The 15,942-nt window shown below is 66.0% G+C and carries 14 protein-coding genes; 6 read left to right on the forward strand and 8 right to left on the reverse strand.

Going from position 1 to position 15,942, the window contains the following annotated elements; translation table 11 throughout:
* Window positions 1–102: 102 nt before the first annotated feature.
* Entirely contained in the window at window positions 103–1,902 is a 1,800-nt protein-coding gene (locus F8R15_RS13690) for an aminopeptidase P family protein (protein ID WP_152844939.1), read from the reverse strand.
* Window positions 1,902–3,779, reverse strand: a complete 1,878-nt coding sequence (cobT, locus tag F8R15_RS13695) for a cobaltochelatase subunit CobT (protein WP_152844940.1) — start codon at window positions 3,777–3,779, stop codon at window positions 1,902–1,904. Before cobT ends, F8R15_RS13690 begins: the two co-directional genes overlap by 1 nt.
* A gap of 278 nt (window positions 3,780–4,057) precedes the next feature.
* Here cobT and F8R15_RS13700 point away from each other — a divergent pair, with 278 nt between their 5' ends.
* Window positions 4,058–4,657 carry an NADPH-dependent FMN reductase gene (locus F8R15_RS13700; RefSeq protein ID WP_078522983.1) on the forward strand — a complete coding sequence of 200 codons (600 nt, stop codon included), beginning with the start codon at window positions 4,058–4,060 and terminating at the stop codon, window positions 4,655–4,657.
* 91 nt (window positions 4,658–4,748) lie between these two features.
* On the opposite strand, the gene F8R15_RS13705 is transcribed toward F8R15_RS13700, so the two are convergent.
* Both F8R15_RS13705 and cobS read right to left on the reverse strand, forming a co-directional pair.
* Entirely contained in the window at window positions 4,749–5,336 is a 588-nt protein-coding gene (locus F8R15_RS13705; protein WP_078601784.1) for a hypothetical protein, read from the reverse strand.
* Complete coding sequence (gene cobS / locus F8R15_RS13710; RefSeq protein WP_152844941.1) at window positions 5,333–6,304, reverse strand: cobaltochelatase subunit CobS; 972 nt, start codon at window positions 6,302–6,304, stop codon at window positions 5,333–5,335. The genes F8R15_RS13705 and cobS overlap by 4 nt, the downstream gene beginning before the upstream one ends.
* 175 nt (window positions 6,305–6,479) lie before the next feature.
* Between cobS and F8R15_RS13715 the strand changes: the two genes are divergently transcribed.
* From F8R15_RS13715 to F8R15_RS13725, 3 genes are all read left to right on the forward strand, one after another.
* The gene (locus F8R15_RS13715) at window positions 6,480–6,878 is read left to right on the forward strand and encodes a hypothetical protein (RefSeq protein ID WP_078571686.1); all 399 of its coding nucleotides are present in this window, start codon (window positions 6,480–6,482) and stop codon (window positions 6,876–6,878) included.
* A gap of 278 nt (window positions 6,879–7,156) precedes the next feature.
* Complete coding sequence (locus tag F8R15_RS13720; protein WP_078522979.1) at window positions 7,157–7,777, forward strand: DnaJ domain-containing protein; 621 nt, start codon at window positions 7,157–7,159, stop codon at window positions 7,775–7,777.
* 189 nt (window positions 7,778–7,966) lie between these two features.
* Window positions 7,967–9,091, forward strand: coding sequence for a PQQ-dependent sugar dehydrogenase (locus F8R15_RS13725; protein WP_152844942.1), 1,125 nt, complete (start codon window positions 7,967–7,969; stop codon window positions 9,089–9,091).
* 106 nt (window positions 9,092–9,197) lie between these two features.
* Here F8R15_RS13725 and F8R15_RS13730 read toward each other — a convergent pair whose 3' ends face one another.
* The 4 genes from F8R15_RS13730 to F8R15_RS13745 form a co-directional block, all read right to left on the reverse strand.
* The gene (locus F8R15_RS13730; RefSeq protein ID WP_253732590.1) at window positions 9,198–10,064 is read right to left on the reverse strand and encodes an ABC transporter permease subunit; all 867 of its coding nucleotides are present in this window, start codon (window positions 10,062–10,064) and stop codon (window positions 9,198–9,200) included.
* Window positions 10,061–10,846 (reverse strand): taurine ABC transporter ATP-binding protein, encoded by a 786-nt coding sequence (locus F8R15_RS13735; RefSeq protein ID WP_152844943.1) that lies wholly within the window; start codon window positions 10,844–10,846, stop codon window positions 10,061–10,063. Before F8R15_RS13735 ends, F8R15_RS13730 begins: the two co-directional genes overlap by 4 nt.
* A gap of 78 nt (window positions 10,847–10,924) precedes the next feature.
* Window positions 10,925–11,923 (reverse strand): taurine ABC transporter substrate-binding protein, encoded by a 999-nt coding sequence (gene tauA / locus F8R15_RS13740; protein ID WP_152844944.1) that lies wholly within the window; start codon window positions 11,921–11,923, stop codon window positions 10,925–10,927.
* Between the two features lie 93 nt (window positions 11,924–12,016).
* Window positions 12,017–13,390: an aspartate aminotransferase family protein gene (locus F8R15_RS13745; RefSeq protein ID WP_152844945.1), complete on the reverse strand. Its 1,374-nt coding sequence runs from the start codon at window positions 13,388–13,390 to the stop codon at window positions 12,017–12,019.
* 254 nt (window positions 13,391–13,644) lie between these two features.
* On the opposite strand from F8R15_RS13745, the gene F8R15_RS13750 reads away from it, so the two are divergent.
* Window positions 13,645–15,150, forward strand: a complete 1,506-nt coding sequence (locus F8R15_RS13750) for a PLP-dependent aminotransferase family protein (RefSeq protein WP_253732592.1) — start codon at window positions 13,645–13,647, stop codon at window positions 15,148–15,150.
* A gap of 30 nt (window positions 15,151–15,180) precedes the next feature.
* A complete protein-coding gene (locus F8R15_RS13755; RefSeq protein WP_152844946.1) occupies window positions 15,181–15,921 on the forward strand; it encodes a sulfite exporter TauE/SafE family protein in 741 nt (246 codons plus the stop codon).
* Window positions 15,922–15,942 lie beyond the last annotated feature (21 nt).

Raw genomic sequence — 15,942 nt, forward strand, 5'->3', positions numbered from 1 at the left:
CGGGGGATATTTGGAGCAGTTGGAAGCAGAGCGCAGGCTTCCCTTCCAATTGCCCTAAATATCCCCGCCGGAGGCATCCGACGGCTTTCGGCGCGCGCAGTCTCAGATCGGCGCGCAGGCGGTTTGCAGCCAGGCCTTGGCGCGCTCGCTGACCTTCGGCGCGATCCGCTCCAGCACCTCGGCGTGATAGGCGTCGAGCCAGTCGCGCTCTTCGGGACCAAGCAGCTCGACATCGATCAGGCGGCGGTCGATCGGCACCCAGGTCAGCGTCGAGAAGGACAGTTGGTCGCGATTGTCGCCCTTAGCCTCGGCCTCTTCGGTGAGGATCAGGTTCTCGATCCGGATGCCGAATGCGCCCTCGCGGTAATAGCCCGGCTCGTTCGACAGGATCATTCCGGGTTCGAGCGACAGGGTCGACACCCGAGAAATCCGCGCGGGGCCTTCGTGCACGCAGAGCGCAGCGCCGACGCCATGGCCGGTGCCGTGATCGTAATCCCAGCCCTCGGCCCAAAGCGGCGCACGGGCGAGCGCATCGAGATGGGCGCCTGCCACGCTGCGCGGGAAGCGCGTGCGCGACAGCGCGATCATGCCTTGCAGCACGCGGGTGAAGGGGCGTTTGGCGTCTTGTGGCACGTCGCCAACGGCCACGGTGCGGGTGATGTCGGTGGTGCCATCGACATATTGGCCGCCCGAATCCACCAGCAGCAACTCACCCGGTTTCACGGGCCGGTTGGTGTCCTCGTTCACGCGGTAATGGACGATCGCGCCATTGCCACCCGCGCCGCAGATCGTCTCGAAGGAGATGTCGATCAGCGCGTTGGTGTCGCGGCGGAAGCCCTCGAGCGCGGTGACCACATCGATCTCGGTCAGCTTACCTTTCGGGGCTTCCGTGTCGAGCCAGCTCAGGAATTCGACCATAGCGGTGGCGTCGCGCAGATGCGCCGCCTCCATGCCTGCGACCTCGGCGGCGTTCTTGCGCGCTTTCGGCAGGATGCAGGGATCGCGCGCCTCATGGATCTTGGTGTCGTGATCGGCCAGCAGCAGCGAGACGGCGAGCGGCGCGCTGTCGGGGTCGACCAGCACCGGGCCTTCGATCGCCTCTAGCGCGGCGGTCAGGCTGTCGGGCGGCAGGATCGAGATCCCGTCGCCTAGATGGGCGCGCAGGTCGGCGTCGAATTTCGCGTCGTCGGCAAAGAGCTTCACCGCGCCGTCGTCGAAGAGCACCGCGAAGGACTGAACCACCGGGTTGCGGGGAATGTCGGAGCCGCGAATGTTGAGAAGCCAGCAGATCGAATCCGGCAGGGTGAGCACGGCGGCGGCGATATCGTCGTCGCGCAGGCCCTCGGCCAGACGGGCGCGTTTCTCTGCGGCGGTCTCGCCTGCGAATTCCGGCGGGTGAATGCGGGCCGGTTCCGCGGGCGGGGCAGGGCGGTCGTCCCAGACGCGGTCCACGAGGTTCTCGCTCTCGATCAGCGCGATGCCGGTGCCTTCCAGCCCCTCGCGGATTTTCGCGATCTCGGATTTCGTGTGCAGCCACGGGTCGAAGCCGATCTTCGCGCCCGCGTGTGCCTGCTCTTTCAGCCAGTCAGCCGGTTTTACCTCGGGCCAGTTCACCGGGGTGAAATGGTCTAGCGAGACCTCGGCGCGCACTTGCACCCGGTAGCGGCCATCGACGAAAACTCCCGCGATCTCGGGCAGGGCGATGCAGAAGCCTGCCGACCCGGTGAAGCCGGTGAGCCAGCCCAGCCGCGCATCGCAGGGCGCGACATATTCGCCCTGATGCGCATCGGCGCGGGGAATGATGAAGCCGTCGAGCCCGGCGGCAGACATGGCTTCGCGCAGCGCCGCCAGCCGGGGCGGGCCCAGTTCGGGGCGCGATTGCACCGAGAAATCCTGAAACATTAGATAGCCTTCTTGATCCCGAGGAAGCGGGCGCGGGCCCGCGGATCGCTGTCGAAGAGGGAGGCGAGCTGTTCGGTCATGGCGCCCGCCAGTTGCTCCACATCGGTGATCGTCACCGCGTGCTGGTAATAGCGCGTCACGTCATGGCCGATGCCGATCGCGATCAGCTCCACCGCGCGGCGGCGTTCCACCATCGCAATCACGTCGCGCAGGTGTTTTTCCAGATAGATCGCGGGGTTCACCGACAACGTCGAGTCGTCCACCGGCGCGCCGTCCGAGATCACCATCAGGATCTTGCGCTGCTCGGTGCGGGCGAGCATCCGGCGATGCGCCCATTCCAGCGCCTCGCCGTCGATGTTCTCCTTGAGCAGGCCTTCCTTCATCATCAGGCCCAGATTGGCCCGCGTCCGGCGCATCGGCGCGTCGGCCCGCTTGTAGATGATGTGGCGCAGGTCGTTGAGGCGACCGGGGCTTTGCGGGCGGCCATCGGCGAGCCATTTCTCGCGCGATTGCCCGCCTTTCCAGGCGCGGGTGGTGAAGCCGAGGATCTCGACTTTCACGTCGCAGCGCTCCAGCGTGCGGGCGAGCACGTCGGCGCAGATCGCCGCAATCGAAATCGGGCGGCCGCGCATCGAACCGGAATTGTCCAGAAGCAGCGTCACCACCGTGTCGCGGAACTCGGTATCCTTCTCGACCTTGAAGCTGAGCGGCGTGGTCGGGTTCGCGACGACACGGGCGAGGCGGCCCGCATCGAGCATCCCTTCCTCGCGGTCGAATTCCCACGACCGGTTCTGCTGCGCCTGCAGACGGCGTTGCAGCTTGTTGGCGAGCCGCGAGACCGCGCCTTTCAGCGGGTCGAGCTGCTGATCGAGATAGAGGCGCAGACGCTCCAGCTCGGCCGGTTCGGCCAAGTCCTCGGCGGCGATCTCCTCGTCGAATTCGGTCGTGTAGACGGCGTAGTTCGGATCGGCCTGCGAATGCGGCGGCGGTGGCGGCGGCTCCAGCGGCGCATCGGCCTGCGGCATGTCCATCTCGTCGCTCATTTCCTGATCGGCGAGATCGTCGGAGCTGACCGAGGTCTGGGTCTGGTCGTCCTGCGCTTCCTGGCTGGATTCCGGCGTGGCCTCGGCCTCGTCGTCCTCCTGCTCGTCGCGGGCTTGCTCTTCGCCCTGTTCCTCGTCGGCGTTCTCTTCCTGCTCGTCCTCGGACTCGTCGCCCATATCCTCGTCGGGATCGTCGCCCAGCTGATCGGCATAACCGAGATCGGCGATCACCTTGCGGGTGAGGCGCGCGAAGGCGGCCTGATCGGCGAGGACGTGGTTGACGTTCTCCAGATCGTCGCCTGCCGATTGCTCGATGAAGGGGCGCCACAGGTCGAGCACGTTATCCGCGCCGGGCGGCAGTTTCCGGCCCGTCGCCAGTTCGCGCACGAAATAGCCCGCGGCGACCGAGAGCGGCGCCTCTTCGGGGGCGCGGATCTGGGCATAGCCCTTGCGTTCGGCCTCATGGGCGATCTTCGCGTCGATATTCGACAGCGTGCCCGGCATGTCGCGCGCGCCCAAGGCTTCGCAGCGCGCGGTCTCCATCGCCTCGTAGATCGCGCTCGCCAGATCGCCCGCGGGCGCATAGCGGCTGTCGATCGCGGCATCGTGGTGGCGGCGGCGCATCGCCATCGCATCGGCCGTGCCGCGCGCCAGCAGAACCTCGTCGCGCGTCATCCGGCGCGAAACCTGCGGCAGGCGCATCGTGTCGGCGGTCATACCCGAAGGGTCGACCGAATAGCTCACCGTCATATCGGGCGCGTCGGCCATCGTCTTGGTGGCCTCGGCCAGCGCCTTTTTGAAGGGATCCGCGGGGTTGTCGGAAGGCTTGCTCATAGCCTCAGATAAAGCATCGCGCGCGTCCGCCCGCAAGAGCCGATCGCGCGAGACGCGCGCGGCAGATCGGCCCGATTTGAGCGGGGCGGGGCCTGGGAAAGTTCCCGCTGCTGGCGCGCGGCATCCGTTCACCTGTGCACATAGCGGACGGGTTGGATGGGCTCAAACAGGGCTTACGTAGAGTTGAACACGAGACGCACGCCTCCCCCTGTGGCCCGACTTCCCCAATCGAGGGCCCCGTGCGACACACCGGACGACATACCCGAAAGGAGTTCGACATGAGCGAGACTTTGAACATCGGCCTGATCGTCGGCACGACGCGCGAAGGGCGCTTCGCTGACCGCGCACTCGAATGGTTCGAAACCAAGATCGATGCGCGCGACGACATGCGCTATGAGGTTCTGGATCTGCGCGAAGCCGCGCTGCCCTTCTTCGACGAGGTGGCTCCGCCTGCAGCGAAGCCCGTGACCAGCGAGAAGGCGCAGGCCTGGGGTGAGAAGCTCAAGGAATTCGACGGGTTCATCGTGGTGACGGCGGAGTATAACCACTCGATCCCCGCCACGATCAAGAACGCCTTCGACTATGCGTTCGAAGGCTGGCGCCGCAAGCCGCTGGGCACCGTCGGCTATGGCGGCGTGGGTGCTGCCCGCGCGGTCGAGCATCTGCGGCTCGTCGCGATCAATTTCGGCATGGTCCCGGTCGCGGGCGCGGTCAGCATCGGCGGTGCGGATTTCGTGAAGGCCGCGCAAGGCACGCCGATCGCGGAGCTGGGCGATCATTTGGACGGCCCGGCGAAAACGCTGCTCGACGACATGGCGTTCTGGGGTCAGGCGGCGAAGCTGGCCAAGGGCGAGACAGAAAATCGTCAAGCCGCATGATCCAAACGGATCTGCCACACGTAGTAGTAGAGTAACGAGTTTGCCCGGCCCCCGCGCCGGGCGTTTTTATGCGCGCCTCCAGGGGCTGCGATTACTGGAAAAGCCCCGTGCAGATCATCGGCATCCAGTCCGCGTGCAACGTACTCAGCGGGAAGGCGCGACGATCCTGCGAGCCCTTCGCGGTCTGCCCGCGCCGCGTCATGACGTAATCGCCATTGAGCAGGTTCACGTCGCAGGTGCCGGTATCCTCGGGATCGATCCGGTCGTAATAGCGGTAGCTGTAGCCCGAGACGACGAAGCCGCCATTGCGCCACGCGATGGAATAGGCGCTTTCCCACGGGGTGCGCCCGATCCCGATCTGTTCGGAATGCAGCTTGAACGCGCTGTCGGAAAGCGGCTCGAGCGAGGGTGTCTGACCGCCCATCTGGCCCGAAAAGACCACCCGTTCGACCGTCATCTCGCGTTTCAGCCCGAAGGTCGGATCACCGAGATAGATCACCAGATCGGCCGCATCCGCGCCGTTCTGCACCAGCATCGCCGCATCCTGCGTGCCGTCGCCGTTCCAATCCCCGGTGAGGGCCGCGAAAATCTCGCCATCCTTGGGCGCCTCCTGAGCTGCCGCCGCGAAGGGCAGCAGCGCCGCGAAGAGCGCGCCCCGGATCGCGAGGCGCGGGATCACGAGGCGATAGCCGCCGCCGACTCGGGCAGTTCCTCGTCGAAGAGGCGCTGGTAGAACTCGGCCACGGTCTGGCGCTCCAACTCGTCGCATTTGTTGAGGAAGCTCAGACGGAACGCATAGCCGATATTGTCGAAGATGCGCGCGTTCTGTGCCCATGCGATCACCGTGCGCGGCGACATCACCGTCGAGAGATCGCCATTCATGAAAGCGGTCCGGCTGAGATCGGCCACGGTCACCATCTGGCTGATCACCTTGCGGCCGGCCTCGGTGTTGTATTGCGGGTTCTTCGACAGAACGATCGCGACCTCGGCGTCATGGCTGAGATAGTTCAGCGTCGAGACCAGCGACCAGCGGTCCATCTGACCTTGGTTGATCTGCTGGGTGCCGTGGTAGAGGCCGGTCGTGTCGCCCAGACCCACCGTGTTCGAGGTGGCGAACAGGCGGAAATAGGGGTTCGGCGTGATGACTTCGTTTTGGTCGAGCAGCGTCAGCTTGCCATCGGCTTCCAGCACGCGCTGGATCACGAACATCACGTCGGCGCGGCCCGCATCGTATTCGTCGAAGACGATCGCGGTCGGGTTGCGCAGCGCCCAGGGCAGGATGCCTTCGTGGAAGACGGTGACCTGCTTGCCGTCGACCAGCTTGATCGCATCCTTGCCGATCAGGTCGATCCGGCTCACGTGGCTGTCGAGATTGACGCGCACACAGGGCCAGTTCAGGCGGGCGGCGACTTGCTCGATATGCGTCGATTTGCCGGTGCCGTGATAGCCCTGGATCATCACGCGGCGATTGTAGGCAAAGCCCGCGAGGATCGCCATCGTGGTGTCGGGGTCGAATTTGTAGGTGGAGTCGATCTCCGGCACGCGGTCGGTGCGCTCTGCAAACCCTTTGACCTTCATGTCGGAATCGAGGCCGAACACCTCGCGCAGGTCGATTTCTTCAGTGGGCTTGGCGGTCTGGTCGAGCATCGCGGACGTCCTTTCGTGGTTGGGTCGATTTGTGAACCATCGCGCGCAGGCGTGCAAGGGGGCGATGACGCGTGATGCGCGAGGCTGCTATCGGCCCGTTCCCGCCAGCGTGGCTTGGTTTGAGTTGACCCGGACCCGCCATCCGCTAGAAAGGCCGCAAAGCTTGAGGTGCATCATGCAGCATTACGAATACAAGGTCATCCCGGCGCCCGCGCGCGGCGACAAGGAGCGCGGCCTGAAATCCGGCGCGGACCGTTTCGCCCATGCGCTCTCGGGCGTGATGAACGAGATGGCCACGCGCGGCTGGGAATACTTGCGCGCAGAGACCCTGCCCGCGGAAGAGCGTACCGGGCTCACCGGCAAATCCACGGTCTATCACAACCTGCTCGTCTTCCGCCGTCCCACCAGCGCCGATCCGGCGCGCGCGGTCGGCGCGCATCCCGATCCCGAGGATGCGGCCAATGACGAGGACGCGCCCGAGGCCAAGCGTCGCGCGCTTCTCGCCGATGCGCCGGAAGGCCGCGCGCCGAAACTGCGCGCCAACCGCGACGGGGCTGCCAAAGACGAAGACTGACGCGGGGCAGGGGCGTTGCGAAGGCGGCGTCCCGAAAGCGGGTGCCGCGCGTCCTGAGCTTCCAGCTGCAAGACATGCCGCGCGCCTCATCTCGGCGTGCCGGTTGCGTTGCCGTAGGGGCGGCCCGCGCCGACCCTTGATCCGAGCAAATAGCGGCCCCATTTCCGCCCGACCCCCTTTCAACATCTGTCATTTCCAGTAGACTGCGTGACCCGACTCGGAGGCAGGCCTCAAACGCCGCCCCGAAGTGGCATTCGGGCAGCAGGCAAGAGGCAAGCATGAGCAACAGCGATCCTTTCGGCTTCAACATTTCGGCCGCGGCGGACAAGAAGCGCCGCTCGCGTGGCAGGCGCGGCATGTCGGGGGCTTTCGAGACCTCGACCCGGATCTGCGACAAGGAAGGCTGCAACGAGCCGGGCAAGTACCGTGCGCCGAAAAGCCCGAAAATCCTCGATGACTACTATTGGTTCTGTAAGGACCACGTCCGCGAGTACAATCTGAACTGGAACTATTTCCAGGGTCAGTCCGAGGAGGAATTTCAGGCCTTCCTCGACAATGCGACCGTCTGGGAGCGGCCGACCAAGCCCTTCAGCAAGGCCAAGGAAGAGGCCGGCTGGGCGCGTCACGGGATCTCCGACCCGCATGAGATCCTCGGCGACAACGCCACGAAGAACCCCGGCCGGACGATGGGCCGCAAGCTGCCGCCGACCGAACGTCGCGCGCTCGACATTCTCGAGGCGAAGGACTCGATGACCAAGGCCGAGGTCCGCAAGTGCTACAAGGCGCTGATCAAGGTGCTGCACCCGGATATGAACGGCGGCGACCGCTCTCAGGAAGAGATGCTGCAAGAGGTCGTCTGGGCCTGGGACCAGCTGAAGGACAGCCGCAACTTCAAGTGACGGCAGGGGCTTCGTCCCCCGCGCTGACGTGCGTCCCCCGGAATATTTGCGCAAGAGCGAAGACGTCTTTTTACACGTCTTCGCTCTTTTGAAATGTCCCGGGGTGAATGCCGCAGGCAGAGGGGCAGTGCCCCTTAGACCCCTTCCACTCGCGCGCACCCGCCCCATCTCTAGGGGAGGAGGTGCTTCATGAACCCGTTTCCAAGTCTGCGCGCCGCATTGGCGCTCGCCCTGACGATCCCCGTTCTCTCGAGCCTCGGCGTCGCGCCGCTCGCCACGCCTGCCGCCGCGCAGAACGTGGGCGAGAAACCCGCGAGCCGCGATCTGCCTTTCGTGCTCAAGCCGATCGCGCAGCTGGAAAACCCTTGGGCCATCGCGCCCTTGCCCGACAGTTCGGTTCTGGTGACCGGAAAGGCGGGCAAGATGTGGCATGTCACGGGCGGCGGAGCGCAGGCGATCAGCGGGCTGCCGAAGGTGCAATATAGCGGCCAGAACGGGCTGCTCGACGTTGCGGTGCCGCCCGATTTCCCGGACACGCGCGAGGTTTATATCACCTATGTCGCGCCTGATAACGCGCTGCATCTGGCGCGCGGCGTGCTGGACGGCAGCAAGCTCACGCAGCTGAAGACGATCTGGCAGCAGACGCCGGGCGGGCGCGGTCAGCCCGGCGGGATCGTGGCCTTCGGGCCGGACGGTCTGCTCTACCTCACCGTGGGCGACCGGATGCAGCCCGACACCGCGCAGGACCCCGACAATCCGCGCGGCAAGATCCTGCGCCTGACCCGCGACGGCCAACCCGCGCCCGGCAATCCCCATGAGGGGGCAGGCGGCGTGCGTGCCGAGACCTGGACCGAGGGGCACCGTAACCAATACGGCCTTGCCTTCACGCCCGACGGCAAGCTCTGGGAGCACGAGATGGGGCCGCGCGGCGGCGACGAGTTGAACCTGATCGAGAAGGGCAAGAATTACGGCTGGAACGCGGTCTCGAACGGGCGGCACTATTCCGGCCTGTCGATCCCCGATCACGACACGCGGCCCGACTTCGCGGCGCCGAAACTGTGGTGGACGCCGGTGATCGCGCCAGCGGGGCTCGCGGTCTATGAGGGGCGCGACTTCCCCGACTGGCAGGGCGATATGCTGATCGGCGGGCTTGCGGGTAACGGGCTCGCGCTGATCGCGGGCGACGGCTCGGATCAGATCGCGCGCTGGGATTTGCAGATGCGCGTGCGCGACGTGGCCGTGGGGCCCAAGGGCGAGGTCTGGATCATCGAGGATGCGGGCGAGGGTGCGCTCTATCAGCTGGTGCCGAAGTGACCTTGCACGGCGCGTAAATGAAAACGGCGGCGCGCGCTTCTCAGCGCAGCGCCGCCGCCTTGGACAAAGGCCGGGCGGATCAAACCTGGCCTTTCGCGTTGCGGGCTTACATCCGGCCCTTCCAGGGCACGACCTTCTTCTCCACCCAGCGCATCGCCAGATCGAAGCACCACGCGATGCCGCCGATCAGGAAGATGCCCACGAGCACCGTCGAGGTCTGCAGGAACTGGCTGGCCGAGAGCACCATGTAGCCAAGCCCCATCGTCGCCGCGACCATCTCGGCGGCGACCAGTGTCGTCCAGCCGAAGCCCACGCCGATCCGCATCGCGGTCAGGATTTCCGGCAGCGCCGAGGGCAGCACCACTTCGCGCAGCACCTGCGCCCGGCTCGCGCCCAGCGAATAGGCGGCGTGAATCTGCTCGATCGCGACCGAGCGGACGCCTGCGCGTGCACCGAGCGCCACCGGCGCCAGCACCGAGAGGAAGATCAGCAGCACTTTCGAAGTCTCGCCGATGCCGAACCAGATGATCATCAGCGGCAGGTAGGCCAGCGGCGGGATCGGGCGGTAGAACTCGAGGAAGGGATCGAACAGCCCGCGCATCACCGGGCTCATCCCCATCGCGAGGCCCAGCGGAATTCCGATGATACAGGCCAGCGCGAAGGCGGCAAAGACGCGGCCTGCGGAGACGAGGATATGCTCCCACAGCGGCACGCCGGTGAAGCCGGTCGAGATCAGCCCGAAGAGCTTTTGCACGACGGCCACGGGCGAGGGCAGGAACAGCGGCGCGATCAGGCCGGAGGCGGTCACGATCTGCCACAGGCCCAGCACCACCAGAACGGCCACGACCGAGATCTTGATCGTGTTGCCTTCGCCCGGCACGCCATAAGTCTGGCCGGGTTTCGTGGGCGCTTGGCGGAAGATGCGTTTGATCATCGGGGCGGGGCGGCTTTCATCTTGGATGTCCATGGTCATGCGGCCTTCTCCTCGTCTGCGAAGATGATGCCGAGAATGGTCTCGCGCATCGCGATGAATTCGGGGGATGCCTTCACGTCGCGGGCGCTCTCGCCTGCGAGGAACCGGCGCGAGAAGGGCAGTTCGAAGCGATGCGTGATCCGGCCCGGACGGGGCGACATCACGATCAGCTTGGAGCCCATGAAGAGCGCCTCCTCGACCGAGTGGGTGATCAGGAAGACCGATTTGCCCTGCGCTTCCCAGATTTTCAGGATCAGCTCCTGCGCGCGTTCGCGGGTCAGCGCATCTAGCGCGCCGAGCGGTTCGTCCATCAGCAGGATGCGCGGATCGGCAGTGAGCGCCCGGCCGATGCCCACGCGTTGCTGCATCCCGCCCGAGAGCATGTAGACGGGGCTGTCCTCGAACCCCTCGAGGCCCAGCACGGTCAGGAATTCGCGGGCGACCTTGTAGCGTTCGGCCTTGGCGACGCCCTGCAGCTTCAGCCCGAAGGCGAGGTTGTCGAGCACGTTCATCCACGGCATCAGCGCGTGTTTCTGGAACACCACGGCGCGGTCCTGGCCGGGGCCGGTCACGGGGGCGCCGTCGAGTTTGATCTGGCCCGAACTCGGCGCGAGGAACCCCGCGATCAGGTTCAGGAGGGTCGATTTCCCGCAACCCGAGGCGCCGAGGGCGACCACGAATTCGCCCGGCTCGATGGTCAGCTCGACATTGCGAAGGGCTTCGACCGGCTCGGATTTGTCACGGGCGGGGTAGAGTACGGAGGCGCGGCGGATTTCAAGCATCTGGGCTTCCTTTCCGGGGCGGAGCTGGGGAATGGGAAACGCCCGGCCAGATCTCTGGCCGGGCGCTGGGGCGTGTCTTTATTCGCCCATTGCGTCTTGCAGCGGCTTGAGCGTGATGAACTGCGAGTAGTCATCGGCCACCGAGTCGATCCGGCCCGCTTCCTTCAGGAATTCGGCGGTCGATTTGATCGCAGGCGCCATCGCACCACCCAGCCAGTCGGAGCCGACCTGATCGGCGGGCTTGAGGAAGGTGTAACCTCCGAGGATGCCCGGAACCTGTGCTGCGTCCGCACCAGTATTCGTGGCGATCTCTTTTACCTCGTCGCTGTCGGCGGTCCAGGCGTCCTTGTTGTCGATGTAAGAAGCGTCGGCCTCGGCGGTGACCTTCACGAAGCCTGCGACGGCTTCGGGGTTTTCCTCGGCCCACTGGCTGTTGACGACCCAGCCGTCAAAGGTCGGGTAGCCCCATTTCGCGGTCTCGTCCGCGCCCATGATGCGGGTGCCCGATTTCAGAAGCTGCGATTGAACCGGATCCCAGATCCATGCGGCGTCGATGGCGTGCTGCTCCCACGCGGCGGCGATCTGGTCGGGCGACATCGACAGGATGGTCAGGTCGCTTTCCGAGATGCCCTCATGCTTGAGCGCGCCGGTGAGCGAAAAGTGCGCGGTCGAGCCGACCGGAACGGCCACGCGCTTGCCCTTGAGGTCGGCCAGCGACGAAATGCCCGAGCCGTCATGCGCGATCAGGCTCTCGGCCTGACCGATCACGTCACCGATCATGAACAGCTTGATCGGAACGCCCTGGCTGGCGGCGATGGCGAAGGGCGAGGAGCCGAGCGCCGCGAGCTTCACGTCGCCCGAAGCCATCGCGGCGATCACGTCGGTGCCCGAGGCGAATTTGCGCCACTCGACATCGTAGCCCATCGCCTTCGCGTATTCCTCGGTGTTGACCTTGGTCATCATCGGGATCGGCGTCCCGAAATTGCCGATGATCAGCGTTTCGGCCGAGGCGGCCGTGGCCATCGGCAGCAGGCCGATCAGCGCGAGCGTCGCGTAACGGGCGGTTTTCTTGAACATGTCTATCCTCGTCTGTTGGTTGAGCGGGCCGTTTGCGGCCTCTTTCGGGGAGGGGCCGGGGCGGTTGCCCGCCCGGGCCGGTGTTGATCCGTGTCAGGCGCTGAGCTTGGCCAGCGCGCGGTCGATCGTCTCGGTGATCCGGGTGATCTCGGAGGGGCCGACGATCAGCGCGGGGCTCAGGCACAGTGTGTTGTTGAAGCCTTTGAACGAGCGCGAGGTCTTGCCGATGATCACACCCTCGGCGTCGCAAGCGCCCACGACCGCCTCGCAAAGCTTCTCGTCGAGCGGCTCTTTCGTGGCGCGATCCGCGACCAGTTCCAACCCGCAGAATAGGCCCTTGCCGCGCACATCGCCCACGACGGCGTGCTTGTCCTTCAGCTCCATCAGGCGGTCCATCAGCAGATCACCCATCGCGTTGGTGTTCGCGAGCAGGTTCTCGTCCTCGATGATGCGCATGTTTTCCAGCGCCGCCGCCGGACCCGCCGTGCAGCCGCCGAAGGTCGAGATGTCGCGGAAATAGCTCATCGGATCGTCGGGATCGGAGCGGAATTTCTCGAACACCTCTTCGGTGGTGATCAGGCACGAAATCGCGGCATAGCCCGAGGCCAGCCCCTTCGCGGTGGTCACGAAATCGGGCTTGATGCCGTAATGCTGGTAGCCGAACCATTCGCCGGTGCGGCCCATGCCGCAGACGACCTCGTCCATATGGATCAGGATGTCGTATTTGGTGCAGATTTCCTGAACCCGCTCCCAATAGCCCGGCGGCGGAGTGATGACGCCGCCGCCTGCGGTGATCGGCTCGAGGCAGATCGCGCCCACGGTGTCGGGGCCTTCGCGCAGGATGATCTCTTCGATCGCGTTCGCCGCGCGGACACCGTAATCTTCGTCATCCCATTGCGCGCGATATTCGAGGCAATGCGGCACGGCGACGAACCCGTCGGGGAAGGGGCCATACTGGTCGCGGCGCTGTTCCTGACCGCAGGCCGCCATCGCGCCCAGCGAGGTGCCGTGATAGTCGCGCTCGCGGTAGAGGATCTTCCACTTCTTGCCGCCGTGATGCTTGTGCGCGATCTGGCGCACCATCTTGAAGGCTTTCTCATTCGCCTCGGAGCCCGAGTTGGCGAAGAAGACGCGGCTCAGGCCCGGCGTCTTCTCGACCAGACGGGCGGCGAACTGCGCCGCCGGGATCGTGCCCGCCGAGCCTGCGAAATAGTTCATCTTCAGAAGCTGGTCGCGCACGGCATTGGCGATGCTCTCGCGGCCATAGCCGACATTGACCGTCCACACGCCGCCCGAGACCGCATCGAGATAGTCGCGGCCAGTCTGGTCCCAGACCGTCATGCCCTTGCCCTCGACAAGAATGCGCGGATCGCGGTGGTCCAGTGCGGCGTGCTGGAACAGGTGGTGCCAGACATGGGCGCGGTCGGCTTCGACCGTGGCGCTGATATCGTTGAACTGACCGTCCATCGGGGTTTCCCTTTCCTTTGGGTTCGGCGCCCATCAAGCCTTTCCGCGGTGCAGCATGTGAGGGCCAGAGCGCCAATTCCGATGGGGCCAGATTTCGGCATCGATGTATTTCGGGCAGAGGTTTTAAGCCCTCAGCCGGGCAGATGACCGGAAAATGGGCAATTGCCGAAGATTGGGCGGCATCTGGACCGCTCGGCCTTGCTCTTCGATGGGGCCAGAGCGCAGATGCGAGGGCAATTCAAAGGAGCCAGATCATGGATCGCTTGCCCGTCTCCATCGACCGCAACAGCCCCGAGCCGCTGCAAAGCCAGCTGCGTCAGGCGCTGATTGCGGCGATTCACGCAGGCAAGATGGCGCCGGGGCAGAAGGTGCTGTCCTCGCGCGCGCTGGCCGAGAAGCTGGGCATCGCGCGCAACACCGCCACCGCAGTCTATGACGAGTTGGTCGCGCGCGGCTATCTCGAGGCGCAGCCGCGCCGCGGGCTGTTCGTCGCCACCCGCGGACAGGGAAAGGGCCAGAGCGTCGCAGGCGCTTCCGTCGTCGATTGGCAGGCCCGCATCGGCGTCACCCCATCGAAACTCAACCATATCCGCAAGCCGCTGAACTGGCAGGACTATCCCTATCCGTTCATCTTCGGGCAGGTCGATCCGCGGCTGTTCCCGCTCAACGCGTGGCGCAATTCCTCGCGCGATACATTGGGGCGGGCCTCGCTCGACTGGTGGGCGGCGGATCGCGCGGTCGATGACGATCCGATGCTGATCGAACAGATCCGGACCCGCATCCTGCCCGAGCGCGGCATCTATGCGCGGCCCGAGGAGATCCTGATTACGCTCGGCGCGCAGGAGGGGTTCTACCTGCTCGCGCAGCTTCTGGCGGGGGCGGGCAAGCGGGTCGGCTGCGAGATGCCGGGCTACCCGGATTCGCGCTTCATCTTCGAGATGTCCGGCGCCCAGTCCGTGCCGCTGCCGATCGACGAGAAAGGCGCGCGGATCGCCTCGGGGCAGGGGCTCGATCTGGCGCTGCTGACGCCGGGCGCGCATTGCCCCTCGATGGTGATGATGCCGGGGCCGCGCCGCGACGAGATCCTCGCGCGGGCCTCGCAGGACGATTTCCTGATCATCGAGGACGATTACGAGGGCGAGGTCGCCTTCGCCCGCGAACCGGCGCTGAAATCGCGCGATCGGGACGGGCGGGTGATCTATCTCGGCACGCTGTCGAAGACGCTTGCGCCGGGGGTGCGCCTGGGCTTTCTGGTGGCCCCCGAGCCGCTGGTGAAAGAGGCGCGCTGGCTGCGGCGGCTGGTGCATCGCTCGGTCCCGCTCAACAACCAGCGCACGGCCGCGATCTTTCTGGCCGAGGGGCATTACCTGTCGCTGCTGCGCAAGCTGCGCGCAGCCCATGCCGACCGCTGGTATCGCGTGATGGAACATCTGCCTGATCTGCTGCCCGGTTTCCGTGCGCCCGATCCGTGTCATGGCGGCTCTTCGGTCTGGCTGGAGCTGCCCGCGGGCGTCGACGGGCGCGAGCTGATCGCAGCGGCGGGGGCGGAAGGTATCCTTCTGGAAAACGGCGATCCCTTCGTGGCCCCGGAACAGGCGGGGCGCTTCATCCGGCTCGGCCTGTCGCTGATCCAGACCGAGGCCATCGTGCCGGGGATGCGCCTCTTGGGCGAGATCGCGGCGCGGCTGGCGCAAGAGGGCGTCTCTGGCCCCAACGAAAATGCCGCTCTGGACCAATCGGGCGCGCAGGCGGCGAGCTAGGGCGAGGGAACGACCCTGACGGAGCCGATGATGTTCGACGCCACGACCCTCTATGTGATCCTCGCCGTGGCCTATGCGGCGGTGCTGCGCGGCATGGCGGGGTTCGGTTTCGCGATTGCCGCCGTGCCGATCCTGTCGCTGTTCATCCCGCCTCTGGAGGCGGTCGCGATGGCGGTGCTGTTGCAGGTGGTCGTGGGGCTGCACGATCTGGTCAAGCTGCGCGGCGCCGTGCATCGGCCCTCGCTGCTGCGGCTCTGCGCGGGGTCGCTGATCGGCACGCCGCTGGGGATCTGGGCGCTCAGTGCGCTCAGCCCCGACGCCGCGCGGATGGCAATTGCGGTGCTGGTGCTGGGAGGGCTCGCGATGCTGTTGCGCTACAAGCCCGCGGCGCCGCAGCCCCATTCGGGGCTGGCGCTGCTGGCGGGTGTGGCCTCGGGCGCGTTCTCAGGTCTGGCAGCGATGCCCGGGCCGCCGGCTGTGGTCTATTACCTCGGCGCAGGCACGCCGCCTGCGCAGACGCGGGCCTCATTGCTGCTGTTCTTCTTCGTGGCTTCGGTGATCGCGGTGCCGGGGCTGTGGCTCGCAGGTGCGATTGACGGGGAGGTGCTCTGGCTGACCGCGATTTCCGTGCCGCCGATGGCGCTGGGCACCTGGGCGGGCACGGCGGCCTTCGCGCGGCTCGATTATGCGCAATACCGCAAGATCGCGATCGCGGTGATGGCGATCTCGGCGGTGCTGGCAGGGTGGCGGGGCCTCTCGGTCTATCTGTGATCGGCCCCGCGCCGGTCTTTT

Origin of the sequence: Thioclava sp. JE_KL1, assembly GCF_009296265.1 — a bacterium.
Lineage (GTDB): Bacteria > Pseudomonadota > Alphaproteobacteria > Rhodobacterales > Rhodobacteraceae > Thioclava.

What these genes read in the sequence shown, in the direction of transcription:
- F8R15_RS13730 (WP_253732590.1), bottom strand. Translation starts at nt 10,064, where the DNA reads ATGACCATGGACATCCAAGATGAAAGCCGCCCCGCCCCGATGATCAAA.
- F8R15_RS13700 (WP_078522983.1), top strand. Translation starts at nt 4,058, where the DNA reads ATGAGCGAGACTTTGAACATCGGCCTGATCGTCGGCACGACGCGCGAA.
- F8R15_RS13745 (WP_152844945.1), bottom strand. Translation starts at nt 13,390, where the DNA reads ATGGACGGTCAGTTCAACGATATCAGCGCCACGGTCGAAGCCGACCGC.
- F8R15_RS13735 (WP_152844943.1), bottom strand. Translation starts at nt 10,846, where the DNA reads ATGCTTGAAATCCGCCGCGCCTCCGTACTCTACCCCGCCCGTGACAAA.
- cobT (WP_152844940.1), bottom strand. Translation starts at nt 3,779, where the DNA reads ATGAGCAAGCCTTCCGACAACCCCGCGGATCCCTTCAAAAAGGCGCTG.
- F8R15_RS13725 (WP_152844942.1), top strand. Translation starts at nt 7,967, where the DNA reads ATGAACCCGTTTCCAAGTCTGCGCGCCGCATTGGCGCTCGCCCTGACG.
- tauA (WP_152844944.1), bottom strand. Translation starts at nt 11,923, where the DNA reads ATGTTCAAGAAAACCGCCCGTTACGCGACGCTCGCGCTGATCGGCCTG.
- F8R15_RS13755 (WP_152844946.1), top strand. Translation starts at nt 15,181, where the DNA reads ATGTTCGACGCCACGACCCTCTATGTGATCCTCGCCGTGGCCTATGCG.
- F8R15_RS13750 (WP_253732592.1), top strand. Translation starts at nt 13,645, where the DNA reads ATGGATCGCTTGCCCGTCTCCATCGACCGCAACAGCCCCGAGCCGCTG.
- F8R15_RS13690 (WP_152844939.1), bottom strand. Translation starts at nt 1,902, where the DNA reads ATGTTTCAGGATTTCTCGGTGCAATCGCGCCCCGAACTGGGCCCGCCC.
- cobS (WP_152844941.1), bottom strand. Translation starts at nt 6,304, where the DNA reads ATGCTCGACCAGACCGCCAAGCCCACTGAAGAAATCGACCTGCGCGAG.
- F8R15_RS13715 (WP_078571686.1), top strand. Translation starts at nt 6,480, where the DNA reads ATGCAGCATTACGAATACAAGGTCATCCCGGCGCCCGCGCGCGGCGAC.
- F8R15_RS13720 (WP_078522979.1), top strand. Translation starts at nt 7,157, where the DNA reads ATGAGCAACAGCGATCCTTTCGGCTTCAACATTTCGGCCGCGGCGGAC.